Origin of the sequence: Polaribacter staleyi (assembly GCF_038024045.1) — a bacterium.
Lineage (GTDB): Bacteria > Bacteroidota > Bacteroidia > Flavobacteriales > Flavobacteriaceae > Polaribacter > Polaribacter butkevichii.
Genome location: NZ_CP150665.1, coordinates 2,017,387 through 2,043,753, shown reverse-complemented (window position 1 = coordinate 2,043,753; position 26,367 = coordinate 2,017,387). Strand labels below are relative to the sequence as shown.

At 30.8% G+C, this 26,367-nt stretch carries 20 protein-coding genes and 1 tRNA gene; 6 read left to right on the top strand and 15 right to left on the bottom strand.

The features are described 5' to 3' along the window. Nucleotides 1–4: 4 nt before the first annotated feature. The 9 genes from WHD07_RS08665 to msrB form a co-directional block, all read right to left on the bottom strand. Entirely contained in the window at nt 5–5,038 is a 5,034-nt protein-coding gene (locus WHD07_RS08665; RefSeq protein ID WP_343330866.1) for a translocation/assembly module TamB domain-containing protein, read from the bottom strand. Nucleotides 5,039–5,208: 170 nt separating this feature from the next. After that, a complete protein-coding gene (locus WHD07_RS08660) occupies nt 5,209–5,478 on the bottom strand; it encodes a hypothetical protein (protein WP_105050149.1) in 270 nt (89 codons plus the stop codon). 17 nt (nt 5,479–5,495) lie between these two features. Next, on the bottom strand, nt 5,496–6,713 hold the full coding sequence (locus WHD07_RS08655; protein WP_343330865.1) for a bifunctional alpha/beta hydrolase/OsmC family protein: 1,218 nt from the start codon (nt 6,711–6,713) through the stop codon (nt 5,496–5,498). A 15-nt stretch (nt 6,714–6,728) separates the two neighbouring features. Beyond that, on the bottom strand, nt 6,729–7,247 hold the full coding sequence (locus WHD07_RS08650) for a peptide-methionine (S)-S-oxide reductase (protein WP_343330864.1): 519 nt from the start codon (nt 7,245–7,247) through the stop codon (nt 6,729–6,731). Then, nucleotides 7,238–8,182 carry an aldo/keto reductase gene (locus tag WHD07_RS08645; RefSeq protein WP_343330863.1) on the bottom strand — a complete coding sequence of 315 codons (945 nt, stop codon included), beginning with the start codon at nt 8,180–8,182 and terminating at the stop codon, nt 7,238–7,240. The genes WHD07_RS08650 and WHD07_RS08645 overlap by 10 nt, the downstream gene beginning before the upstream one ends. Before the next feature lie 69 nt (nt 8,183–8,251). After that, nucleotides 8,252–9,808, bottom strand: coding sequence for a protein adenylyltransferase SelO (locus WHD07_RS08640; protein WP_343330993.1), 1,557 nt, complete (start codon nt 9,806–9,808; stop codon nt 8,252–8,254). Beyond that, nucleotides 9,808–10,053 (bottom strand): glutaredoxin family protein, encoded by a 246-nt coding sequence (locus tag WHD07_RS08635; protein WP_343330862.1) that lies wholly within the window; start codon nt 10,051–10,053, stop codon nt 9,808–9,810. Before WHD07_RS08635 ends, WHD07_RS08640 begins: the two co-directional genes overlap by 1 nt. A gap of 68 nt (nt 10,054–10,121) precedes the next feature. After that, a complete protein-coding gene (msrA, locus tag WHD07_RS08630; RefSeq protein ID WP_343330861.1) occupies nt 10,122–10,658 on the bottom strand; it encodes a peptide-methionine (S)-S-oxide reductase MsrA in 537 nt (178 codons plus the stop codon). An 86-nt stretch (nt 10,659–10,744) separates the two neighbouring features. Then, entirely contained in the window at nt 10,745–11,188 is a 444-nt protein-coding gene (msrB, locus tag WHD07_RS08625; RefSeq protein ID WP_343330860.1) for a peptide-methionine (R)-S-oxide reductase MsrB, read from the bottom strand. Between the two features lie 189 nt (nt 11,189–11,377). On the opposite strand from msrB, the gene WHD07_RS08620 reads away from it, so the two are divergent. Beyond that, a complete protein-coding gene (locus tag WHD07_RS08620; RefSeq protein ID WP_105050157.1) occupies nt 11,378–12,583 on the top strand; it encodes a Pycsar system effector family protein in 1,206 nt (401 codons plus the stop codon). Here WHD07_RS08620 and WHD07_RS08615 read toward each other — a convergent pair. The 3 genes from WHD07_RS08615 to WHD07_RS08605 all read right to left on the bottom strand — a co-directional run bounded on the left by WHD07_RS08615 (nt 12,580) and on the right by WHD07_RS08605 (nt 17,998). Continuing rightward, nucleotides 12,580–14,967: a GAF domain-containing protein gene (locus tag WHD07_RS08615; RefSeq protein WP_343330859.1), complete on the bottom strand. Its 2,388-nt coding sequence runs from the start codon at nt 14,965–14,967 to the stop codon at nt 12,580–12,582. The genes WHD07_RS08620 and WHD07_RS08615 overlap by 4 nt on opposite strands. A 77-nt stretch (nt 14,968–15,044) precedes the next feature. Beyond that, entirely contained in the window at nt 15,045–16,361 is a 1,317-nt protein-coding gene (gene der, locus WHD07_RS08610) for a ribosome biogenesis GTPase Der (protein ID WP_105050159.1), read from the bottom strand. A 125-nt stretch (nt 16,362–16,486) separates the two neighbouring features. Then, the gene (locus WHD07_RS08605) at nt 16,487–17,998 is read right to left on the bottom strand and encodes a choice-of-anchor I family protein (protein ID WP_343330858.1); all 1,512 of its coding nucleotides are present in this window, start codon (nt 17,996–17,998) and stop codon (nt 16,487–16,489) included. 184 nt (nt 17,999–18,182) lie between these two features. Between WHD07_RS08605 and WHD07_RS08600 the strand changes: the two genes are divergently transcribed. After that, a complete protein-coding gene (locus WHD07_RS08600) occupies nt 18,183–18,692 on the top strand; it encodes a GTP-binding protein (protein WP_343330857.1) in 510 nt (169 codons plus the stop codon). On the opposite strand, the gene era is transcribed toward WHD07_RS08600, so the two are convergent. After that, the gene (gene era / locus WHD07_RS08595) at nt 18,689–19,573 is read right to left on the bottom strand and encodes a GTPase Era (RefSeq protein WP_105050162.1); all 885 of its coding nucleotides are present in this window, start codon (nt 19,571–19,573) and stop codon (nt 18,689–18,691) included. The genes WHD07_RS08600 and era overlap by 4 nt on opposite strands. A 180-nt stretch (nt 19,574–19,753) precedes the next feature. On the opposite strand from era, the gene WHD07_RS08590 reads away from it, so the two are divergent. Next, nucleotides 19,754–19,826: transfer RNA gene (locus tag WHD07_RS08590), tRNA-Met, on the top strand. Between the two features lie 179 nt (nt 19,827–20,005). On the opposite strand, the gene WHD07_RS08585 is transcribed toward WHD07_RS08590, so the two are convergent. After that, on the bottom strand, nt 20,006–20,995 hold the full coding sequence (locus WHD07_RS08585) for an ISAon1 family transposase (protein WP_422897657.1): 990 nt from the start codon (nt 20,993–20,995) through the stop codon (nt 20,006–20,008). Beyond that, nucleotides 20,982–21,332, bottom strand: a complete 351-nt coding sequence (locus tag WHD07_RS08580) for an ISAon1 family transposase N-terminal region protein (RefSeq protein WP_343329009.1) — start codon at nt 21,330–21,332, stop codon at nt 20,982–20,984. The genes WHD07_RS08585 and WHD07_RS08580 overlap by 14 nt, the downstream gene beginning before the upstream one ends. A gap of 155 nt (nt 21,333–21,487) precedes the next feature. On the opposite strand from WHD07_RS08580, the gene WHD07_RS08575 reads away from it, so the two are divergent. From WHD07_RS08575 to hsdR, 3 genes are all read left to right on the top strand, one after another. After that, a complete protein-coding gene (locus tag WHD07_RS08575) occupies nt 21,488–22,879 on the top strand; it encodes a site-specific integrase (RefSeq protein WP_343330856.1) in 1,392 nt (463 codons plus the stop codon). Then, complete coding sequence (locus WHD07_RS08570; protein WP_343330855.1) at nt 22,880–23,530, top strand: hypothetical protein; 651 nt, start codon at nt 22,880–22,882, stop codon at nt 23,528–23,530. Between the two features lie 436 nt (nt 23,531–23,966). Further along, nucleotides 23,967–26,273, top strand: a complete 2,307-nt coding sequence (gene hsdR, locus WHD07_RS08565) for an EcoAI/FtnUII family type I restriction enzme subunit R (RefSeq protein ID WP_343330854.1) — start codon at nt 23,967–23,969, stop codon at nt 26,271–26,273. Nucleotides 26,274–26,367: the final 94 nt, after the last annotated feature.

Below are 26,367 nucleotides of genomic sequence, written 5' to 3'. Positions count from 1 at the left end.
TTAATTACTTTTTAGGTTCTGAATTATCATCGTTATTACTTGTTTTTGTTTTGTCTTTCTGTTCTTGTGCGCTCTTTTTGTCTTTTTCTGAACTTAAAATAGAATTCCAAAGTTGATGAAACTCATTGAATTCTTTGGTGAAAATCAATGCAATTCCGTTTACAATTATTTGTCCGTCTATGACATTTTCAAATTCACTTTTTCTAAAACCTCTAAGGCGATATCTACCATCCTCAGTAATTTTATACTCTAAACTTACATTACCAATTAAAGGAGATTTTTCTTCTGTAGTGCTACTACCTTGTATGTCTACTTCGCTACCAACTCTTACCGTTAAACGATCATTAAATAATTTTTTCTGAGCGGCAACATCCAATTGTGTTCTATCTGTTGGTGTGTCTCCTTGGTAATCTGTAAAACTATTTAATCCAAAATCTAATTCGATACCAGAACCCCCTAAAATTTTATCAGAAAAAGTATTTAATTGCCCAGAAACAGCATCATTTAAATTGTTTCTCGCAATGGTTGCAAACCCACCAGAACTACCATCGCTACCAGCATCTGGATAAAATCGATTTAAAACTAACAAAGAAAAAACCTGTTTATTTAATTCTTCTTCTTGTTGATTAATTTGTTGTACACGCTCGTAAACCTGACCGCTTATTGCACCTTGTTGCTCTTCTGGCATGTCTAAATTAAAAGATATTTTTGGTTGCAACAATTCGCCAGCAATATTTAAATACACATTAAAAGGTAAAACCTGTTTGTATTTGTTTTTTGTTGATGCATCTTCGCCAGAAGTTTGCGAAGCCATTAAATCTGAAGCGGAGGTTTTTAAGGTGTAAGACGTACGGATGTCTAACTTGGCATCAAAAGGATCTCCCGCCCAAGAAATTCTACTTCCAGGAACCAATACAAATTTTCTATCTACCACATTGTATAAATTCAGTTGGTAATATCCTTCGGAAACTTCATAAGCTCCTGTTAAAGACAAGCGTCCATTCGGATTCATTAAAAAGATCAAATCACCATCACCAGAAACCTTAAAATTATCGCGCGTTTCTTTATCTATGATAATATTTACGGCTGCTTTTTTATCAATTTTTAGCAATGCTTTTATATCAAAACCTGTAATAGTAGCCGTTTGTTCTTCTTTTTGTGTTAAAATAGCATCCGGATTTTCTCTATTTACAAAAGCAACAACACCATCTCTTTCTTCTATATTTGTATAGCTAGAAGGCAAAACGTATGTAACATCTGTGTCTGAATCAACAACTAATTTTGCGTTTAATTTAGGTATTTGTAAATCTCCCGTTAGTTTTGCATCAACATTAAAAGAAACTTTTCCGTACAAAGATTCGTTGTTTTCTTTGGTAGCATTTAGCACTCTAAATTTATTTGCTTTAATGTCTAAATTAAAGGTAGGGTTTATAAAACTCTTGGTTTTTATATCACCAGAAACTACTAGCGAATTTTTTTCTGCATCTAATATGGTAAAATTAGATAGGTGTAAACCACTGTTATCTACTTGTAAAGTTTCATTTTTTAAATTGAATTTGGCGTTTAATTTAGCAACTTTAAAAGCAGCGTTTGTAAAAAGTAAATTCCCATTATATTTAGGATCAGATGTTGTGCCTGTTACTTTAAAATCGCCAGAAAAACTACCCGAAGTTTCTTTAATTTCTCCGAATGAAAGGGTGTTTAACGCTTTCATTTTAAAACTATGAATCAACAAATCTAAATTTAAATTGGCGTCGTTATTATCTACCAAATAATCGCCTTTTAAGTCTAAATCGATACTTCCATCTTTTAAAGCGGCATTAAAATCATACTTTCCGTTTTCTAAAGATTTAGCATCAACACTTAATTTCCCAAAGTCAGTTTTTAATACTTGTAGCTCACTAATATTTAGATTGGCAATAATACCGGTGTCTCCAAATGGTTGTTCTAAAATAAAATCTCCATTTAAAATTCCTGTGGTAATTTCATTTTCTGGACTTAAATAATTAAAAACTTCATTGATTTGAAAATCTTTGTAATTGATAGCAATATGATCTTTTGTAATCCGCGGAATTTTATCTGTAATTTCTATAGATTGCTTGCCTTTGCTAATTTTAAAATCGGAAAATGTAAGTTTATTTTCTTCAAAAAAGATGGCATTGGTTTTAGGAATTTTCCAAGTATTACTATTTAAAAACAAACTGTCTTGGTCTATTGTAAACTTTAATTTATCACTGTTACCAGTAATCGTTGTGTTTACATTCATCAATTTTTCTCCTTTATAAAAGCCTAAAAAGTTAAGGGATAATTCGTTGTCTTTTTGTGTACCTGTAATGATTGTTTTGGGCACATTTAAAGGGCCTGCAGTGATTTCTTTAAAACCTAAATTAAAGATGAAATCTTCTTTATCTGTTTGCATAGAAAAAGCCAAACTATCTAATTTATTATCACTAAAATTAATGTGCGGAGCAGTAATATTTGCTATCAATTTTCTTTCTTTTTCTTTAAAATTGACATCAACATGTATAGTGTCTAACTCTTTTAAATTGACAAGAAACACCTCTTTTAAAAGTGGCGTTTGTGAAACTTTAGCTTTTAAAATTAAATTGACAGGGTTTGTAATCGTATCAGAAAGGGTAACATTTCTATAAAAATAACTAGAAACATGACGCTGTAATGCCGTACTAAATGTTTGTGGATCTGTGTTAGATTCTAAATTTAAATCAATCATTTTATTTTTAACAGAAACCGCTGTTGTGTCTTTGTCTACAAACGCATTGGCAGTTACATCACCCAATAAAAAGGTTCTATTATTATAGACCACAACTCCGTTTTTGATGTTGCTTTTTACTGTGTAATTTTCAGTGTTTCCTGCAAAGTCTAAAGAAAGCTCCATGCCGGTTTTTACTTTACGTTGCATAACGCCAAGTGCTTCTAAATTGGCACCAATTAAGTTTAGATTTACGGTTGCTTTAGAATTTATAGTATCTAAATTTATAAGGGCATTTAGATCTAAATTCAAGTTTTCGTCTTTATAAGTAGATGTTATTTTTCCTTTGCCATTTTTCACATCGCCTTCTAGATGTAAATCTTTAATTAGATATTTTTCTAATTGAAATTTAGAAATAGTTGTATTTAAAGTAGCGTCTAAATCTTGTATGTTTTTACCACTTCCTGTGGATGTTAAAGCGATGCTTAATTCTCCAAAATTAGGATTCATTAAAAGAGCTCCAACATTATAATCATCAATTTTTAAATCTGCATTGTAACTAATTGTAGCTTGGTTTTTTAAGTTTCCTTTAAGAGTAGCAATCCCTTGCGATGTTGTTATTTGTGTATTTGTACTGATGTTTTTTAAAGTACCTTTTGCGCTACTTGTTATTAAAATATCTTCTGGTAAATGAATACCTAATGCTTTTTCATCTACAATTTGTAACAGATCATTTCGTTTTGTCTTTGCTTTAAAATTAGCAATGTTCAATTGTAATTTATCTGGTTTTGTGCTGTTTTTGATGTTTCCATCCAAAGACATTTTAGTTGCAGTTCCCCAATTTAAATTTGTATTAGCAATATTTAAATCAGCTAAAACTCCGTTTACATTTATTTTCCCGAAAAGCTCTTTTTTACTTAATTTTGATACGTACTCATTTTGTTTTAAACTAGGTTGAAACGTAAAAAAATCATCTAAAAAAATAGAGAAATTGGGAATGCCTAAGTTAATTTTTGTGTTTTCTGGTGATGAAATTAATTGAGAAATAGACTTGTATTTTGCGTTTGCAAAACCAGCAATCGTACTTTTATTTAAGTTGATTTTTAGATCAGAGACTTTTAATTCTGTATCTGTTATTTCTGTGTTTAGTGTAAATTTCTTTAACCTAAATCCCGATTTTTCTTTAAAATTAAAAGTATTTAATTGCAAACCTGCTTTTTTGTCTTTTAAGAAAATATCGGAAGCTTTTAAGGTGAATTCGTCTAAAACAAGTGCATTCGGATTAAACTTGTTTTTAACAACTTTTGCATGATTTACAAAATACAGAATCTTGTTGTTCTCTAAATTTACATCCGTAATTTGCACATCAAAATTAGGCCATTCAAAAGCGCTATTATTATTTACAACGGGCTTATTAGTTGTTGTAGCATTGTTTGAAGCTGTTTTTAAAAGAATATCAGAATTTTTAAGCTCAACGGTAGTAAGATGAATGCTGTTTTTAGACAAATCAATTTCAGGAATTTCTGTGTAAAATTCATCAATATGTACATCAGCAATTAATTTATCCTGTGGATTCTCATAATCTATTTTTATATTTTTTAGAGAGAATTTATTTATGGATAATTGCGGTAGCGTGGTTTCTGTAGTTGAAGTCTCAGAAACTACAGGTTTCTGAATAAGTTTAATGTTTGTATCAGAAAGAGCAATTTTATCAACATTAAAAACCATTTTCTGCAAATCAACTTTTTCCATATTGGCAGTTAGATTTCCAATTTTAAAATGGCTGTCAATTCCTAATACGTCATCTTTAAAAAGTATATTAATATCTGATAAATCAAGATTTCCAAGAACAATATCTATAGGTTCAGAAACTGTTTCTTCAACAACTGGAGTAGGATCTTCTGATGCAAACGCATCAATTAAAAACTGAAAATTATAGCCAGAAAGGGTGTCTTTTCTTTTGATATTTGCCCGTAATCCGTCCCAATTTAAATGATCTACACCAACAGCATCTCCTTTAATCATAGACCAAAGAAGTAGGTTTGCTTCTAAAGATTTAGAATAAATTAAGGTGTCTCCCTTGGTATCTTCTACATACAAACCCTCTAATTGCAATCCTCCTTTAAATGTTAAAAAAAGCTTGTCTACAGTAATTTTTGTGTTGGTTTTGTCGGTAACAAAGTTTATGGCTTTATCTACAATAATGCTTTGTCCCCAAGGACTTCTAACAAAAAGTAGCAACAAAGTAATAAAAAGTATACCTCCTAAAAAGATTCGTAAAAACCTTCTTAAAAATCGATATTTCTTATGTTTTACTTTTTTTGACACTGTGTTAGACAATTTTAGTTGTGCAAATGTAACTTGCAAATGTTAATCAAATTGTCCTTAAATCAGATTCTTTTAACTCTTTTGCTAAAAATTTAACAATTTTAGGGAAATCCATATTTTAGGAATCATAAAAAATGGATTAGATTTAAAAGAACCGAATATATAAGCTATTATTTGTAGCCTACTTTACAAGTTTCACATTGATAGGTGTCTTTATTGATAACAATACCTGTAATGTTACTTTCTACAATTTTATTGATAAAGTTGTTATAAGTTTGGTCGTTTCCAACCAATTTATTTCCTTTATTTTGTTTGTAAAATTCTCCTTCCCACTCTTGCTTTCCCCAACAATTAGGGCAAATTCCAATAGGTGCTTTTGTAGAAGTATTTCCTTGAACTTTAGAGTTAAAGTAATTTTTAATATTTTCTATAAGATTCATCTTTTGTGGTTTTAAGGTTACATTAATTCAGTTTCAATAATAATTTTACTTTGTAATGTTTTGTGAACAGGGCATTTAGCTGCAATTTCTTTTAAGCGTTGTTTTTGTTTATCATCTAAATTACCAACAAATTTTAATTTCTTTTGTAAATGATCAAAACGAGTTGGTTTTTCCACATCAATATCTAAATCGTCACTATGTTTTTTTGAGTAAGTGATGTACACAAAGACTTCTTGTAAATCCCATTTTTTACGTTGGGCGTACATTTTTAAAGTCATTACTGTACAAGCTGCTAAACCGGCGCTTAAAAAATCATACGGAGAAGGGCCAAAATCGTCACCACCAATACTAGTAGGTTCATCAGCAATAAAAGAATGATTTTTAGTTTGAATGGATGTTGTAAAATTATCTTCTAATAAGTTTAAATGACCAACCAATTGCTCACCATCTGTAGAAATCATTTTGTTTTCTTCTGGTTTAAAATAACGCTCTACCCAAGTACCAATCATATTACCCACATAAATGCTATCTGCGGGTTTAGATAATAAATGATCTGCATCATCTAAACTTACAAAACTCTTTGGATGCATGGCATTATGATAAATTTCATGCGCATTTTCTATACCCACAACTTGATCAAAAGGAGCGTGCATTACCAAAATTGGCTTGCGTAAATCTTTGATGATTTTTGGTAAATCTGTTTTATGAAAATTGTTTACAAATTCTTGATTTATCTTAAAAGGACGACCTCCAATTTTAACTTCAACATCCCCTTTTTCTGGGATGTCTTCTAATCCGTGAGAAAATAAATGTGTTACGTGACTCACTGTTGCTGGTGCGCCAACTGTTGCCACAGCTTTTATGTTTTTTAATTTAGATGCAGCTACAATAACTGCCGCTCCACCTAAAGAATGACCAACCAATAAAGAGGGGGCTTTGTAATTTTCTTCTAAAAAAGCACTCACATCTAACAAATCTTCTACGTTGGCAGAAAAATGACTTTCTGCAAATTCACCTTCACTTCTTCCTAAGCCTGTAAAATCGAAACGTAAAACACCAAAACCGTGAGTAGATAAAGAACGGCTGATGTTTTTTACGGCATTAAAATTACTATTGCAAGAAAAACAATGTGCAAAAATGGCAAATTGATTGGGTTTCTGATTTGCAGGTAATTCTAAATATGCTTGTAATTTTAAGCCTTTTCTATTTTTAATTTCTAATCTAACGGTGTTCATTCTTTTTTTGATTTTTTAAATAGTCGAAATAAGGTGACGAACTTTACATTTGTCCACGTTTTTAGAGAATTGTTGTAATAAAAGTTTCAATTTTGGGTTGATGTAGTTCTTACAAAATGGCTTCTCTGGATTTGATTGATAATAATTTTGAAATGCTTCTGTAGAAGGTTTAAAGTTTTTAAATTTTACTATTTTAGTAATAATGCTATCACTGAAACTTGCTTGTAATTCTTCAATAATTTGTATACTTTCTTCTTTTTGTTGATGAGAAAAATAATAGATCGCAGACCGATATTTTGTTCTCATAGAATGGTTACTCGTACTTTTATGCGTTAATAAATGGATTTCAATAAGCGTTTTTAAATTGATTTTTTCAACATTAAAATGAACAATAACAGCCTCAGAAAAAGTGTTGTTTATTTCTGTTGATGCAACCCAACCTTGATCCACTTTTTCTACTCCAACTAAAGCTTGAAAAACAGCTTCTGTACACCAATGACAACCACCACCAAAAGCAATTTTGGTTAATTCCATTGTAATTTTTTTCTTTCTGTCCAGTATGCATCAGGAGAAACTTTTAAAGAATTTAGAGTTTCTATATCATCAGCAGATAAGGTAAAAGAATCCATTTCTAAATTCTGTTTTAATTGTTCAATAGAACTAGCACCACTTAAAACGGTACTTTCAGGAATTGTTTGAACGCAATATTTTAATGAAATAGCATCCACACCAACGTTGTGTTTTTTTGATAAACTTTCTAAAGTGGCGTACATTTCTGTATAATTCGGATAGTTTTCATTCTTAAAAACCCTTCCATTTGCCAAAGCTTCTTTAATTACAATCGATTTATTTTGACGAACTAATTCCGCTGAAATTTCTATGAAACTTTGATCTAAAAAATTATAGGTTACTTGAAATAAATCAAAAACCGGCGTTCCATCAACCAAAACATTTAAAGCTTTTTTAATGACTTCAACTTGGTTAGTTCCTGTTGTGGTTAATCCTATTTTTAGATTGTATTCCTTTTTTAATAAAGCCAATTGTTCTAAAACTTCGGTATTCTCTAAAACACCAGTTTCTAAAGTTGCAGAGTGAATTTGATACACTTTTAAATAGGGTAGCAGCTGTTTAGAGAAATTCCACTGCTCATTTAATTTAGATAAACTATGCTCTTTTACCTCGTGAACCGTTGCGTTTGCATCAAAATTTGCGGTGTATGTATATCCCCATTTTGTAGCAACTTCAATAGAATTGTCATCTTTGGTTTGTACCCATTCTAACAATAATTCTTCTGCTAAACCGTAACCTGGAGCCGTATCAAAATAACGAATTCCTAAATGATAAGCCTCTTCTAAAACTGCAAAACTTTGGTTTCTAAATTCCGTTAAGTCAGAATTATCACAAGTTTCTGTTCTAACATTAATGTATTGAGGTCTTCCTAAAGCTGCGGTTCCTAATCCTAATTGCATATTTTTTATGATTTTTAACCCCTTCAGGTTTCCAAAACCTGAAGGGGCTTTTATTAGATACTTATTTTTTTATGAACTACAAGACAACATTGAGCAACCTACTTTGTTTCTTGCCCATTCTGGTCTTTTTGCAAACCATTTTTCGTTTTCTGGTTGTGCTGCGTATGGATTTTTTAAGAGTTGAAATAATTCATCAATTAAAGCGTAATTTCCTTTATCTGCTTCATCAATTGCCATTTGAGACATATAGTTTCTAAGCACATATTTAGGGTTAACCAAATCCATTTTTTCTTTTCTTTCTTCGGATGAAACACGTTCTATTTGAAGTCTTTTATCGTATTTTTTGAACCACAAATTCCAACTATTCTTTACTTCATCAGAAATGTTTTCAAAATCGTAAAAAGCTTCTTTTATCAACTCTAAACCCGATGTATCATCTGTGAAATTGCTTAAATTTCTAAAAAAGATCGTCATATCTGTTTCTACCAATTGTAAAGTATCCTCTAAATTCTGAATCAATTTAGCGTCGTCTTCATCCGAAGTAAATAAACCTAATTTAGATTTCATCATCTGTAAAGATTGTATTTCAAAATCGATTTTATATTGCTCTAAAATAGCATTTAAAGGGTCTACTTCTTCAATAATTGGATACAACGCATTGGCTAGTTGATACAAATTCCACAAACCAATATTTGGTTGATTTCCGTATCTATAGCGTTTGTGCTGAATGTCGGTTGTATTTGGCGTCCAACCAAAATCGAAGCCTTCTAACCAACCATAAGGCCCGAAATCTATGGTTAAACCAAGAATAGACATGTTATCTGTGTTCATGACTCCGTGTACAAAACCAACACGTTGCCAATCAATAATCATTTTTAAAGTACGCTCAGAAACCTCTTTAAAAAAGTTGATATAAGTTTCTTTGGATGGTTTTCCTAAATGTGTAAAATGATGTTTGATGGTATAATCCATCAAACCTTTTAAGTTTTTAAGGTCTTTTCTAGCGGCAAAAATTTCGAAACTACCAAAACGTAAAAACGAAGGAGAAACTCTAGAAACAATAGCTCCTTTTTCGTAAGCCGGATTTCCATCGTATAAAACATCTCGTAGTACCGAGTCGCCAGACAAACTTAAAGACAAAGATCTTGTGGTTGGCACACCCAAATGAAACATGGCTTCGGCACACAAATATTCTCTAACGGATGATCGCAAAACTGCCAAACCATCTGCAGTTCTAGAATACGGCGTTTCGCCAGCTCCTTTTAATTGTACTTTCCAGTTTTTAGTATGGTGTTCAATTTCAAATAAATTAATGGCTCTACCGTCGCCTAATTGTCCTGCCCAATTTCCAAATTGATGTCCTGCATAACACATGGCATAGGGTTTTGTATTTGGGTAGATTTCGTTTCCTGTAACAATATTTTTAAAGAATTCTGATTGTGCGTCTTCCTCAGAAATCCCCAATTCAGTAAGCATTTCTGGTGAAACGTGTAGCACTTCTGGTTTTGCTGTTTTCTTTGGGTTTACATAAGAAAAAGCAGCATTTTCTACCTGTCTTCTTGTGTTTTCTAAATTAACATCCGAAGGGTTTTCTGCCGTAAAAGTGTCTTTTATGTTTAGGTTCATCATAATGTATCAATCCATTTAAGAAGGTCTTTATCCGAAGGGTTTCTTAACTTTTTAGTATTTATTGTAATTGTAGGAAAATTTAGTTTTCTATTTTCATACAAGTTACGTAATTCCTCTGCATTTTCTACAGACTTTTCTATATCTAAAAACGCGTAATCTAAATTACGCGTTTCTAAAAATGTTTTATAATATTGAGTTTTATGACATCTTTCTGTGCCAAATAATTTAATTTTATTTTTCATTTCGTTTGTCTCCTTGAGCGCAGTTGAAAGGTTTTGTTTGTTCTCGACTGCGCTCGAACTGACATTAATTACTTTATTTTATCTGCGTGTAATTTTCTCAATTTAGCTAATTTTGGAGCAATTACAAAACTACAATATCCTTGTTGGGTATTTTCTCTGTAATAATTTTGATGCTCTTCTTCAGCTTCATAAAAAATACCTAACGGACTAATTTCTGTTACAATTTTATCATCATAATAAGGTTGTACTTGTTTTACAACTTCATCAGCAATATTTTGCTGAAGTTCATTATGATAATAAATTACAGAGCGATATTGAGTTCCTCTATCTGCACCTTGTTGATTTAAGGTTGTAGGATCGTGAGTGGTCATAAAAATAACTAAAACATCTTCATAAGAAATGATATTTGCATCGAAAGTAATTTGAATTACTTCTGCATGACCTGTTAAACCAGAACAAATTTCTCTGTATGTTGGTTTGCCTGGAGCAATCCCTCCTGTATAACCAGAAACTACTTTTTCTACACCTTTTACTTCTTGAAATACAGCTTCTGTACACCAAAAACATCCACCTCCTAAAGTGGTAGTTTGTAAATTTTTATTCATTTTATACCTTTTTGTCATTACGAGGAAGAATAACGAAGTAATCTCCAATTTAATAATAGATTGCTTCGTAAACTCGCAATGACGTTTTAAATTTCTAATTTCATCGATTCAGAATTAATACAATAACGCAAACCACTTGGTGCTGGTCCATCAGGAAAAACGTGTCCTAAATGACCATCACAAGTATTGCACATAACTTCTACTCGTACCATTCCGTAAGAAACATCTTTATGATATTTAATAGCGTTTTCTTTTATAGGTTGTGTAAAACTTGGCCAACCAGAACTAGAATCGAATTTTATGGTAGAATCAAACAAGGGAGTGTTGCAACAAACACAGTTGTATTGGCCTTCATCATAAATAGAACATAAGGCACCAGAATTTGGTCTTTCTGTACCTTTGTGTCTTGTAATTCTAAATTGCTCTGGGGTTAATTGGTCTCTCCATTCCTTTTCTGATTTTTCTACTCTTTTATCCGGAATCGGGTTGCCTTTTACACTAAAGTTTATTATTTCTTTCCAAGTAAGCATATTTCTTTCCTTTTTTTTAAATTAGTACGATGATAGTTTTGCGTTTTTAGGCGTAAAAACGCTTGTTTCCTTACAAATAATTGTTAATTTGTAAGCTGTTGAAAGCAAATGATAAATTTACGACCAATATTGACAAAGTAATGAATGGAATTATAGTTTCTTCTTATTTATTTATAAAATAATTTTACAATGAGCACATTAATTGATAATGCAGAAAAGCATGTTTTTAAGTTACTAAATATTGATTTAGAAAGAAACTATATCTATCATAATTTAGCACATACACAGCGTGTTGTAGAAAAAACGCAAGAACTTGTAGAGAAGTTAAAAATAGATAAGGAAGCTGCAGAAAATTTAGAAATTGCTGCTTGGTTTCATGATACAGGTTTTGTAAAAGGAGCTGAAAACCATGAGGAAGAAAGTGTAAGAATTGCTACCGCTTTTTTAAAAGAAAATAAAATTGAAGCGGATAGAATTGATGTAATTACGAGACTTATTTTGGCAACTAAAATAAATTATCAACCCAAAGATGATTTAGAAAAAATTATAGCAGATGCAGACTGTGCGCATTTGGCCTCGAAAAACTTTTTTGAATATACCTCGTTATTAAGAAAAGAGTGGGAGCTAACTGGTTTTAAAAATGTTTCGGATATAGAATGGGTTGAAGGGAATATCGATTTCTTTACGCAATGTCATCGTTATAATACCGCTTATGCTTTAAAAAATTGGACAAAAACCAAAGAGAAAAATTTGTCTAAACTGATAAAGAGTCAGAAGGATTTGGCAACAGATTTTAAAAAAAATAAACAAAAGCAAGAAGCTTTAGATATTAAAAAGAACAAAAGTGAGGTGCCAGAAAGAGGAGTAGAAACTATGTTTAGGATTGCATTAAAAAATCATATGACTTTAAGTAATATTGCAGATACTAAGGCCAATATTTTACTATCTGTAAATGCTATTATTGTTTCTTTAGCACTGTCTAATTTATTTCCAAAATTAGATAAACCCTCTAATAGTTACTTAATTATACCCGCAATTATATTTATTATTTTTACGGTGGCGTCTATTATTTTATCAATTTTAGCAACAAGACCCAATATAACACAAGGTAAGTTTACTAAAAAAGATGTAGCTAATAAAGACGTTAATTTATTGTTTTTTGGTAATTTTCATCAAATGAAATTACCCGATTTTGAATGGGGTATTTCTGAAATGATGAAAGACAGAGATTATTTATATGGTTCTCTAACCAAAGATTTGTATTTTTTGGGATTGGTTTTAAATAGAAAATATAAGATATTAAGAATTACCTACACTGTTTTTATGGTGGGTATTTTAGTAAGTGTATTGGCTTTTGCTATTTCTTTTTATTCATTAGATTTAACAGCTTCTTAAGCTTCAATTTCTTTCATTAAATCATTAAAAGTAATTGTTTGGTTTTCATTAAAATTTGTTTGATATAAAACCTCAACTCTTAATGCTTTTAATCCGCTAACTCCTTGCAGGTCTTCTAAATCTAAAAACTCAATGGTTCCTAATTGTTTTTTAGATTGTAAGTAGTTTATGTATTTTACATATTCTAATGCATCTTTGTTTTGAGAATAAACAATTGCTATTTTTCCGGGTACGGTTAAACGATCTTTGGTGCCTTTTATATGTGCTTTATCAATACGTTTTTTAATAATTTCGTATCTTATATTATAAGCACCATCTACATCAAACTGCTTTTCGTCCATTCTAAATTTTATCGCCATAGCGGTACTATGGACTAAAATTAGAGAAGCAACACGTAAATCGTGTTTCATGTTTTTACGCTCGTAAAAGGCTAGATTTTCCATTTCGTAGGTAGTCTGTAATTGCCATAAACGAAGGTTGTATAAATATAGACTATCAAAAGTTTTACTTTTTGTAATAGATTGGCCTATATACATGTTGTATTCTACACCATCCGTTTTATATCTCTCAAAATAATGAGGATACATTTCTTGCGCTTGTATTTGTTTGTTGTCTAAGAATTTTGCTAGTTTATCATTTAATAATGTAACACTATTTTCGTATTCTTTTCTTTTTTCATAAACAACGTTTAGTTTTTTATCTAAACGATTCATATAAATACTTACTTTTTGAGAAAGCGTTTTGTTTATATTTTTTATATGATTAAATACGGGGTAGATTTCTCTACTTAAAAAGTCTAGAATACTTACTTCATCACCAGCAGATAACCCTTTTTTTACATCTTTTAAGTAAGATGCAACTCTGAACATTAATTCGTTATAAATAGGTAATTTTTCTGATTGGCAAGCGTCTTTTAATACCGTAATAGCTAACGATAATTGTGTTGTTAAATCTTCTTTTATGGCTAAATTTCTTGCTTCTGAAGACCCTTTTATATCACTTTGACCAAATAGTGGATATACATTATTAAATACAATTTCGTCTAATTTTGCATTCTTGTCTATTTGACGTGTTACATGATATTTTTCTGCAGCCTCATAAAAACGCCATTTTACAGAATGATGTATAGAAGTGTAGTTTTCTTGAATGGTAGCTTCTAAAATATTTTGACGCTCTTCTGAAGTTCTTTTTACAGCAGCTTCAAAAACAGGAATGATATCTTTTAATTTGTTGATGTTTACAGAGTTTAAATCATAAGCTCTTGGTGATGCAATTTCTAATAAAGCTAAATCTCCATTATTGGTAGCTTTAATAGGAATTAAAATGATACTATGAATTCCGTTTTCTTGAAGATTCTGAGAAAAAGGATTATGATTTGTGTTTATACCGTATTGTTCTATATCAGAAATGATAAAGGTTTCATGGTTTTCAAACACTTTTTCCATAATAGCATTACAAAAGTAACCAGAGTTACAATTTATTTCGGCACCATGATTTAAGATTAAACTGTTAGATTTATTAACCTTAGTTTCACAAATTTTTGTATTGATATTATCAAAAATAGAATAGCCAAGTTTTAAGTCTTTTATGCTGTAGAAATCTCTTAAATTACTTTGTAGTTTAGGTATTAAATCTGTGGCACCTTCTAGTAAATTTGCTTTAATAGAAGAAAGCATTTCTTCTGAAGTAACATCAAATAAACTAATAAGACCAAAGCCTTTAAAAATATAGCTATTTGGAGGGAATTTTTCTTTCCAAAGTGCTATGTTATCAAAATTATTAAGTAATTCTTTAAAGTCTTTTTCTGTTAATAAAGGTGCTTTATCTGTTGCTGTAATTTCAGAAAAATCTGCATTAAAAGTGGTTCTGTAGTATTTCATTGTTCCAGTTGTTTTGTCTGGAATATCAAAATAAAAAGGTCTTTTTACATCTACCTTAAAACCATAAACATAGCCTAAAATAAATGTACATGCCATAATGTACATGCTATCATCTTCGAAATTACGAACAGTTAATTGGTAATCGTCTCCTGCATTTTTTAAAATATCCTCAAAACGATCTGTAAATTTAAAAGAAGTAAAAGAAAACGGAATACTTGCTGCTTTTATTTCATTTAATAATAAAGGTTCTGGAAATAAAGGGTTTAATAATAAATTTATTTGATCTTTATATTTTTCTAATAAGGTATAATCAGAAAAACCATCATTTAATTCAGGATACAGATTAATTAAAGTTACCATTTCTTTTGCAGAGCTATGAAAAGGATGTTTTGCATACTCTGTATCGGCATATTTTTTAAACAAGTTAAAAACCTTGTTAAAAGATACGTTTAGTTGTAGTGGTAATTCCGCTTCTGAAATTAAATTTGATTTTATAATTTTCATTCCTTATAAATGTAAATTTATTTACAATGTTACTAAGCATTTAGACGTATTACGGTAACAAATGTTACAAAATGACGTTATTTTTGTCTAAAATAGATAGTAATTGGGACTCCAGAGAAATCGTAAATGTCTCTTAATTTGTTTTCTAGAAAACGTCTGTACGAATCTTTTACATATTGAGGCAAGTTACAGAAAAACACAAATTGTGGTGTTTGTGTAGGTAATTGCATACAATATTTAATTTTTACAAACTTCCCTTTTATAGCTGGTGGCGGAGAGTTTTTAATAATCTCTAACATTGTTTCATTAAACTTACTTGTTTGTATTTTAGTTTTTCTTTTCTGAAAAACTTCTACAGCCGTTTCTATGGCTTTAAACAAACGTTGTTTTGTTAATGCAGAGATAAATACAATTGGCACATCTGTAAAAGGCTCAATTTGTTTTCTTACCATTGCTTCAAAATCTCGCATGGTGTTGGTTTCTTTCTCTACCAAATCCCACTTATTGATTAAAATAACAATTCCTTTTCTGTTTTTTTCTGCTAACCAAAATATATTTTGATCTTGTCCTTCAAAACCACGAGTGGCATCAACTACTAAAACAATAACATCAGAATATTCTATAGAACGTACTGCACGCATTACAGAATAAAATTCTAAATCTTCTTTTACACGAGATTTTTTACGGATACCAGCAGTATCTACTAAGTTAAAATCGAATCCAAAACGATTGTATTTTGTATCAATAGAATCTCTAGTTGTACCAGCAATATTGGTAACAATGTTTCTATCTTGCCCAATTAAAGAGTTTATAAATGAAGATTTTCCTGCATTTGGTCTTCCAACCACGGCAAATCTTGGTAATGCTTCTTTTTCTGAATCTAAATCTACTTCTTCTGGTTCTGGCATTTTTTCTGCTAATGCATCTAATAAATCTCCAGTTCCGCTTCCGTTAATTGAGGCAATTGTATAGTATTCTCCTAAACCTAGGTTGTAGAATTCTATAGCGTCTGGCTCACGCATTGCGTTATCAACCTTATTTACTACGGTAAAAATTGGTTTTTTAACCTTACGTAAAAGTTTAGCAACTTCTGCATCCATAGGTGTAATACCATCTTCTACATTTACTACAAAAACAATTAAATCTGCTTCTTCTATGGCAAGATTTACTTGTTTTCTAATTTCACCTTCAAAGATATCATCAGAACCAGTAATATATCCACCGGTATCAATCACAGAAAATTCTTTTCCATTCCAGTCAGATTTTCCATAATGTCTGTCTCTTGTAACTCCGCTAACAGAATCTACAATGGCTTCTCTTCTTTGAACCAATCTATTAAAAAGCGTCGACTTTCCTACATTTGGTCTTCCTACAATGGCAACAATACTATTCATTTGAATTGAAATTTTTGCAAAGATACAATTTAAGGTTGTAAGAATGATACTAAAAAAAAAGTCTTTAAGCAGCAAAAACCAGCAAATTTCTTTGCTGGTTTGATTACTTATAAATTTAGTGCTTTTTAGTTGTTCTCGTAGATAGTAATTGTACCACTATCTTCGTTAGAAACAACTAGTAAGTCTTTGCCTGTAGGGCTATCATATGCATCAATTATTAATAAGCCTTCTGGAGCTTCATCACCAGAATGAGAAAGGATTTGTAAAAATTGAGGAGATGTAGGATTTGTAATATCATACACTAAAACCTGATCGTTTCTTTCTAAACCTACAAATAAAATATAGCGCTCATTACCAAGGTTTAATATTTCTACACTTTCTGGTTCTGCACCTTTGTCATCACTTCTTTTATCACCATCATTAAATCTATCTGGTGTTAAAGCCAACGTTTCTGTTGCAATACTATTTCCGCTATCATAAACTAAACTTCCGTTTGCAGACCAAATACTAAAAGAACGCGCTCCGTAGCTAAATAATTCTTCTACTTTACCATCATTATTTGCATCACCTAAAGTAGTTGTAGTTTTTAAACGACCTAAATTTGTTTTATTTAAATAATCATTTGCAGCAGGAAAAACGGTTTCATCTAACGTTAAATCATCCATTCTTACTTCTTCGCTAAAACCGTCGTAATCTCTAGAATCTCCTTCGTTTGCAGAAATAATATATTCTACCCCATTAATTTTTACATATACAATTGCATCTGGCATATAGATACCTTTTACTGGCCAGTTTTTTAACTCGGTAACATCATCTTTATCACTTGCATCAATAGAATTATTTGCTAAAGAATAGTCTTTATAACCTAAAGGATAAATATTATCGATGCTTTTTGTTACTAGGTTTATTTTAGCAATTCCGTTGTTTTCTTGTAAAGAAACCCAAGCAGTTTTTGAATCTTCTGAAATTGCTACATATTCTGGCTCAACATCCTTTGCTAAATCTGCATTAGGCCCAAAAACTCTAAATCCGTTGCTTTCTAAAGTTGCTTCTTGATCATTGAAAGCTGTAAAATCTAAAGTAGTTACGATATTATTTTCTAGGTTGATAATACTTACACTTCCTTCAGGATCATTTGTGTAATCGTCACTTGGCTCTCCTTCGTTTGCAGAAACGATTGTTTTTCCATCAGGAGAAAAGGTAACCATATCTGGTAAAGCACCAACGGTATATTCATTTAATAAAGAATTATCCGAAGTGCTAAAAACTAAGATTTTTCCAAGATTTTGTTTTACATGATTTTCTACAGCTACGGCTAATTTACCATCAAAAACAGCAACACTATTAGGAGAGCCATATGCATCTAAATTGATAGATGTTTCTTTTATTGGAGCATTTAAATCGCTAATGTTATTGATAGAGATTTCATTCGATTCAACATTAACTGTAAACAATTTTTTTGATGTTTTATCAAATGCAGTAATTTCTGATGCGCCTTCATCACCTACATTTATGGTAGTTTTGTGTTGAAAATTAACAGAGGTATTTACCGGTGGTAAATTAGGTTCGTTGTCTTTTTGGCAACTTACAATAATTGTTAATACAGTTACTAAAATAAGTTTTTGTAAAATTTTCATTATTTGGTTTTTATTTTTTTGCAAAAGTGCTTCCAAATCTTGAAATTAGTGTTAATATAATTATAAGTAAATATTAGTATTTTGGTCTGTTTGTAAAGAAATAGATTGCTTTTTGCTTGAATTTTAATTGATTTGTTAACAAAACGTAATTTTTGATTACTTTTAAAAAATAATATATAACCACATGAGTGTTAAAGAAACCAGAAATAGCGATTTTTTTTTACGTCCGAGATTTTCTATAGATCTAGAAGAAAATGCAGATGAGTTATTAAAAAGAATTATAACATATCTAAAAAGTGATGCTTGTGTGTATAGGAGTAGCGTGGCAGAAAAGCATGTTTTTATTGATATACCTGTTAAGAAAAGTCATTTTTGGTCTCCACAATTGCATTTTGAAATTGTAGCGAAAAATGAAAATTCATCAACCATAAAAGGTTTATTTGGACCAAAACCACAAGTTTGGACACTTTTTATGTTTGTTCACTTTGTTGTGGCAACTTTGTTTTTAGGCTTTTCGGTATTTACTTATGTAAAACATCGTTTGGGTGAAAACTTGGTGTTTCCTATTGCTGTTTTGGTAGCATTGCCATTAATATGGTTGTTGCTGTACTTTTTAGGAAGTATAGGAAAAGAAACCGGTAAGACCCAAATGAAAGAATTACACGATTTCTTAATAACTATTATCAATTGTTAGTTTTGGTTGTAACCAAAACGTTTTAGCTGCGTTTTATCACTACGCCAATTCTTATTTACTTTTACATATAGTTCTATAAAAACTTTTTTCTCAAAAAATTTCTCTAAATCTTTTCTTGCTTCTGCTCCAACACGTTTAAGGGCAGATCCTTTATGACCAATAATAATTCCTTTTTGAGTTTCTCTTTCTACCATGATAATAGAACGAATTCTAACAATGTTTTCTTCTTCTATAAACTCTTCTGTTTCTACTTCTACAGAATACGGAATTTCTTTTTTGTAATGCATTAGAATTTTTTCTCTAATTTTTTCATTTACAAAAAATCGTTCTGGTTTGTCTGTTAATTGATCCTTCGGATAAAAAGCAGGACCTTCTGGCAACAATTCTTTTATTTTTTCAAAAACGGCAGGAACGTTAAATTTTTCTAGTGCCGAAATTACAAATACTTCCGCATTCGGAACTTTGTTTTTCCAATATTCGATTTTTTCTTCTACTTCTTCTTGAGAAGACTTGTCTATTTTGTTTAAAAGTAGAATAACCGGAATCTCACTATGGATGATTCTTTTAAAGAAAGCTTCATTTTTTAATTCTTTCTCACCAACTTCTACCATGTAGATAAGTACATCTGCATCTTCAAAGGCAGATTTTACAAAATCCATCATAGAAGATTGTAGTTCGTAGGCAGGTTTTAAAATACCTGGAGTATCAGAAAACACGATTTGATAGTCGTCTTCATTTACAATTCCTAAGATTCTATGCCTCGTAGTCTGTGCTTTAGCTGTAATGATAGATAATTTTTCACCTACCAATGCATTCATTAATGTTGATTTACCTACGTTAGGATTTCCTATAATATTTACAAAACCTGCTTTATGCGTCATGCTGCAAAGATAATTCCTTTTTCTATTTGATTAGAATTTAGAAGATTAAAAAATAATTAAAAAAAAAACAAAAAAAATTTGGTTGGTACTTACTTTCTGTTGTATATTTGCAGCCGGAAATAACGGGTCGAGTTTATGAATCGAAAGTTAAAAGCTAAGAAGTTATTTTTGAAATTACAACGCGGGATAGAGCAGTAGGTAGCTCGTCGGGCTCATAACCCGAAGGTCACTGGTTCGAGTCCAGTTCCCGCTACTACTTTAAATCTTTATAAAACAACAGTTTAGTTCGCTAAACTGTTTTTTTATGCAATCAATTTACGAATTTATTAGGATCAAGTCAAAAAGTTGTGGGATTTAAGGATTACGCAAAAATAGTGCTAAGTCTAAATAAGAAAAAATCGGATCAAGTCAAAAAGTTGTGGGATTTAAGGATTACGCAAAAATAGTGCTAAGTCTAAATAAGAAAAAATCCACATTTCTGACGCCTCTAAACTGTGCTCTAAAGGCTTTAATTTTAGCGTTGAATGATTCTGCAGAAGCATTAGTACTTCGATTATCAAAATAGTTTAAGATGTTTTTGTAATGTATGGACATTGTTCTAGCTATAGTATTGAAGCTTTTAAACGCTGCTTGCCTTACTTTTTCATCCCATTTAGCAAGTCTTATAAGTGCTGATGTTTTATCTTTAGTGTTATTGAATATCCAAGATAGATTTTGGCATAACTTGTATGCTTTCTCTAAATCCGGATATTTTTCAAACAGTATTTCTGCTCTTATAGATTGATTTTTAGTCCATTTACGACTTGATTTATATAATAGATATCTGCTTCTAGCTAATAGTTGTTTGAGTGTATCTCCATTAGGTAATAGTTTTGGGTTGTATTTTAAAGATTTACTTCTGGCGTTTTCAATGGCATCATTCTCAGTATCAATCGCTTCCCATCGATGTTTAATTCTTATTTCTTGCAGTGCATCTAAGGCTAATTTTTGCACATGAAAACGGTCTATTACTAAGGCAGCGTTTGGAAAGGATTTCTTGACTATAAGCCCCATATTTCCCGCCATATCCAAGGTTACTTCCATAACTTTCTTCCTGTGTTTTAAAGGAATTTTATGAAGTATTTTTATGACAACTTCAGCTTTAGTTCCTTTGATCATGGCTACTATTGCGCCTTTCTTTCCTTTAGCTAATTTATTTGTTATTATGGTATATAAATCACCGTTAGAAAAGGCAGTTTCATCAAGTGATAAGTGAGTCCCTAAATTCTTTGCAAACAATAACCAATCTGTTGCGTGCTTCTGTTGATCCCAAGCTTTAAAATCACTTAAATAATCCTTATACTGTCTTTGTAAACTTCTGGGATTTACCCCGTAGAAATTAGCTACAGTACTAGCGCTAGTAGCGTTATTACTGACTGATATCTTTTAAAAAAGCAGCAAATTCACTAGTTATTCTAGTGCCTTTTGCTACTAATTGCCAATTTCTTGTAACTACTTTTTTAGAATTTTCTTCAACCCAACGTCGTCTAATAACATGTAGAAAAACGTTTTTACCACGTATTGGAAAATCTTGCACCGTAGCCTCTGGGAAAAAGCCTTTAGAGCTTAATTTAAGGGGTTTAAATTCTTCTGGAATTGTATTTAATTCTGTAAAATAGAAATGAAGTTCTCCATTTTTAACTTCGTGTTTCGTTAATTTAAAATAGTCAACAAGAATTTCTGGTAATAATAGTTTTGTTAGTTCAATTGAAGTATCCAAAATAGAGGTTTATTAGAAAGCAAAGTTCATGCTTTTTAATTTACTCCACAACTTTTTGACTTGACCCGAATATTTATGGAAAAGCGAACAACTACAAAACCAAAGAAGCTCGGTTAACTATTTTAACCTCTTACAGAAAAAATTTACTTTTTTTATTGAAGAAAGGATTTAATCCGTTTGAAGATAATACTCTTTTGTATCAAAAATTGAAGGATCCTTTTCTAAAAGAAGAACCGAAGAAAAAAGTTAAAGAACAAGTTGTAAAAGAAGAGGGGATTCCAAGTTATTTAAATGAGGCTATAAAGTCAGCTATAAAAGAAGCTATAGAAGAACAAACAATTGTTCTTGGAGGAGAAAGTGAAATTAGTAAAACAGAAAGTATTGCTAGTGGGGAGAAAGTTGTGTCGACAGAAAAACAAAAAGAAGTAGTTCAAAAATCTGATTTGTCTCCAGTAACAAAAAGTATTGCTAAGCAAGAGAAAAGTATTGCTGATCCAAAGAAAAGTATTGCTGTAGGTTTAAATAAAGAAGATTTAGGTAAAAACGCAGCTATAGTTAAGGATAAAGAAGGTGGTGAGCGTGTTGCTATCCAAAATAAAAGTATTGCAGATGATGATCATAAAAGTATTGCTGAAGTTGAAGATGATGGAATTTCTATTACAAAAGCTTTTGATCTTGCATTAGAATTAAAAGAAAAGGAAGTAAGTGAAAGAACGATAACAGACTATAGAAGAAAGAGTAATAAGTTTATTGCGTGGATGGAAACAAGTTATCCTGATAAGAAAAATATAAAAAGTATTGCTAGAAAAGATATCATAGAATATTTAAATACCATTCTTTTAAGAACAAGTGCAAGAAGTAGAAATAATTATAGAACAGAATTAGGGAGTTTGTTTCAGGTATTAAAAGACAATGAATTGGTAGACGAAAACTATATTCAATCCATACCAATTTTAGCATCAAAACCTAAAAGACATAAAACCTATTCTTTAGAAGAACAAAAAAAGATATTTAAATATTTAGAAAAGGAAGATCCTCATTTATTGTTATTTATAAAGTTTGTTTCTTATTGTTTTATTAGACCTATAGAGGTTTGTAGAATAAAAATAAAAGACATCAATATTGAGGAAAGAAGAATTCAATATAAAGCAAAAACGAGTGCTAAAAAGACAAAAATAATTCCTGATATTTTATGGGAAGTATTGCCCGATTTATCAAAATTAGATAAAGAGTCTTATTTATTTACACCCAAAGCAATTGGTGCTTTTTGGGATGCAAAAGAAATTAATAGAAGAGATCATTTTTCTAAACGCTTTACAAGTGTTGTAAAAGAACAATTTGGTTTAACAGAAGATCATGGGGTTTATAGTTTTAGACATACGTTTATTTCTAAATTGTATCGAAAATTAAGAGAAAAAGCAACTCCTTTTGAAGCGAAAAGTAGTTTGATGTTAATTACAGGTCACACTTCTATGGTTTCGTTAGAAAAGTATTTACGAGATATTGATGCGGAATTACCAGAAGACTACTCCAAATTATTTGAATAAATGTCAGAAAAACAACCAAAACAGCACGAAATTTATAACGAGTTAAGAGATAGGGCTTCTTATCCGCTTTTAATGTACGTTTCTAAAAGTTTAGTGGAGGATGAAATTGATGATGAGCAAAAGAAAAACACAGAATGGTTGTTTGATCGGTTAATTGTTGCCAAAGCTAAAATGGATATTAGTTATGTGGATGTACAAGATGATACCATGGAGATGTTGAAAAAAGGGGGTGAATTAAGAGCGAATCTTTTTGATTTGGTAGATTGTTATGCAACATTAAAGGAGGCGCAGTTTAATTTCTTATACAATAATTATCGAAACCATTTACTTGGTATGAAGTGTTGGTGTGATGAGATGGTAAAAGATGTAGAAGATGGAACGAATGAATTTTATAAAAAATACATTAACTATTTTAAAATGCAGGCAGATTTGTATGCACAGCATCAAAAAGATCTTTTAGAGACTTTTCCTGATGAAAATGGTGAGGTAAAAATAGAGGTTAATATCCGTTCTTTTGTTGTTGATAATTTCTCGACGATCAAAAAAGAAATTAATACAATTGAAAGAGAATCTACAAAAAAGAAATATTTAATTACAGATGAAGAGTCTCGTAATTATTTATTAGAAAAAGTTTTTGGTGTTAATTTGTAGGTAAAATCATCTACTAAAAAATAGAATAGACTCAATTATGCGTTAATTGTACGTGTAATTAACGCATAATCGATTCTAATTTAAAACGTTATCGTAAAATTAAAAAAAATCACCATCTAATTATTTGGGTTTGGGGTGTGTTTAAGAGAGTGTTTGTAATAAGTAATGCAGTGTATTTATGGGAAACCGTACTATTTTTCTAAATTACTTAATTATCTTTATATTTCTAAAAAGACAAATTTTCATCTAAAATATTTTTTAAAGTTTCAATGGTTATTTTCCTTGTTTCTTGTTGTGATATTTAAGTAGAATATCATATCTTTAGTTTTTATCTTTTTAGTGTAAAATTGCGAAAAAACGCTAAGTTTAATTCCTTGAATGGTATATCTTGTTGTGATAAGTTGTATTGATATTGCAAGGAGTGAATCTATTGAAAATGAATAATAAAAACTTATCAGAATCTGATACTAGGGCTAATTTTATTGATCCTAAATTGATTGATAGTCATTGGGAATCTATACATATTGTTAGAGAATATTACTTTACAGACGGTAGAAAACTATTAGGTAATAAACGTGGAAAACGTTTGTTTTTAGATTATCTTTTAAAATATAACAATACTAATTTAGCTATAATTGAAGCTAAAAAGTTAGGAGATCATCCAACAAAAGGTTTGCAACAAGCTTTAGAATATGCAGAAAAATTAAAAATAAACTTTGTTTATGCAACTAACGGTGCTCAAATCTATGAGTTTAATAGAAGTACAGGTAAAGGGAGTTATATTGATAATTTTCCAACACCTAAAGAGTTGTATAATAGGCTTTTTGGAACTAAAAATGCTTTAAAAGAGAAGCTGCATAATATTCCGTTTTTACTTACTGGAAATTTTGGACCACGTTATTATCAAGAAATTGCAGTGAGCAAGGTGATGGAAAGTATTGCAGATGGGCAAGATCGTATTTTGTTAACCTTAGCAACAGGAACAGGGAAAACCTTTATTTCATTTCAAATTGTACACAAATTACTGCAAGCAAAATGGAATTTGGATGGAAATGATAGAAGGCCAAGAGTTTTATTTTTAGCGGATAGAAATGTTTTGGCAGACCAAGCCATCAATACTTTTAACCCTTATGAAAAAGATGTGATTAAAATTGATGGAGAAGAAGTAAGAAAACGAAATGGCGTAGTGCCAACCAATGCTTATATCTTTTTTGCTATTTATCAAGCCATTGCAGAACGCGAAAATATTGGTGGTTTCTATAAAGAATATCCATCAGATTTTTTCGATTTAATTGTTATAGACGAATGTCACAGAGGAAGTGCCAACGAAGAAGGTTCATGGCGAGCTATTCTAGATCACTTTAAACCTGCTATTCATTTAGGATTAACAGCAACACCAAAACGAGACGATAACGTAGATACTTATAAATATTTTGGGAAACCTATTTATGAATATTCTTTAAAAGAAGGAATTCAAGATGGTTTTCTAACACCTTATAAAGTAAAACGTGTTACTACAAATATTGATGAATACATTCACACCAACGATAGTAAAATTATACAGGGTGAAGTAAAAAAAGACCGTTACGAGCTTAACGATTTTAATAAAAGTATTACTGTAAAACAACGTATTGAGTTGGTCGCACAAACCATTTTACAACAAATTGGTAAAATGGATAAAACCATTGTGTTTTGTGCCAATCAAGATCATGCGTTAGATTTAAGAGATTATATTAATAAACATAAAACCGTTACAGATATTAATTACTGTGTGCGTGTTACTAGTGATGAAGGCAAACATGGTAGAGAACTTCTAGAAGCTTTTCAGGATAACGATAAAGATATTCCTGTAATATTAACGTCTTCTAAAATGTTAACTACAGGTGTAGATGCTAGAAACGTTCGTAATATTGTACTTACAGCTCCTATTGGTTCTATGGTAGAGTTTAAACAAATTATTGGTCGTGGTACGCGTGTGTTTGATGGTAAGGACTTTTTTACCATTATAGATTTTGTAGGTGCAACCAATTTGTTTTACGATGCCGAATGGGATGGTGAACCCGAAGAACCTATAGATGGAGCAGGAGGAGAACCAACACCAAAACCACCACGCAAACCAAAAGTAAATGAACCCGAAGAACCTTACGAGCGTAAAGAAAAATTAATTATTTCTTTAAGTAATGGTCGTCAATTAAAGGTAACAGATATAGATACGCGTTATATCGATGAAAACGGAAAGCCATTAACGGCACGTGAGTTTTTAGAAAAATTAGTGGGTGAATTGCCTGCCGTTTATCAAGATGAAAAACAGTTACGACAAATTTGGTCTAATCCAGATACCAGAGCAGATTTACTGATTAAATTAGGCGATTTAGGTTTTGATAACGAACAACTAAACGATTTACGTAATATGATTGCCACACCAGAATGCGATATTTTTGATGTACTTTCTCATATTTCATTTGATTCTAATTTAATGACGCGTAAACAACGTGTGAAATTTGTAAAAGACGAACCTGAATTTTTTGAAGTCTATAAAAACCTCGAAGCTCGTGATTTTTTAGAGTTTGTTTTAAAACATTACGAAGAATATGGAATTGAAGAATTGCAACGCGACAAATTAGGCGATTTGGTAAAGCTAAAATTAGGCACATCCAAAGATGCTAAAACTGCCTTTGGTGATATGAATACGCTTTTAGGAGCCTATTATAAATTACAAGAAAACATTTATAAAGCAGGATAATAAAAAATTAAACGTCATTGCGAGGCACGAAGTAAGCTCATAAGAGGAATCGAAAACAATTAACAGATTGCTTCGTTCCTCGCAATGACAACAA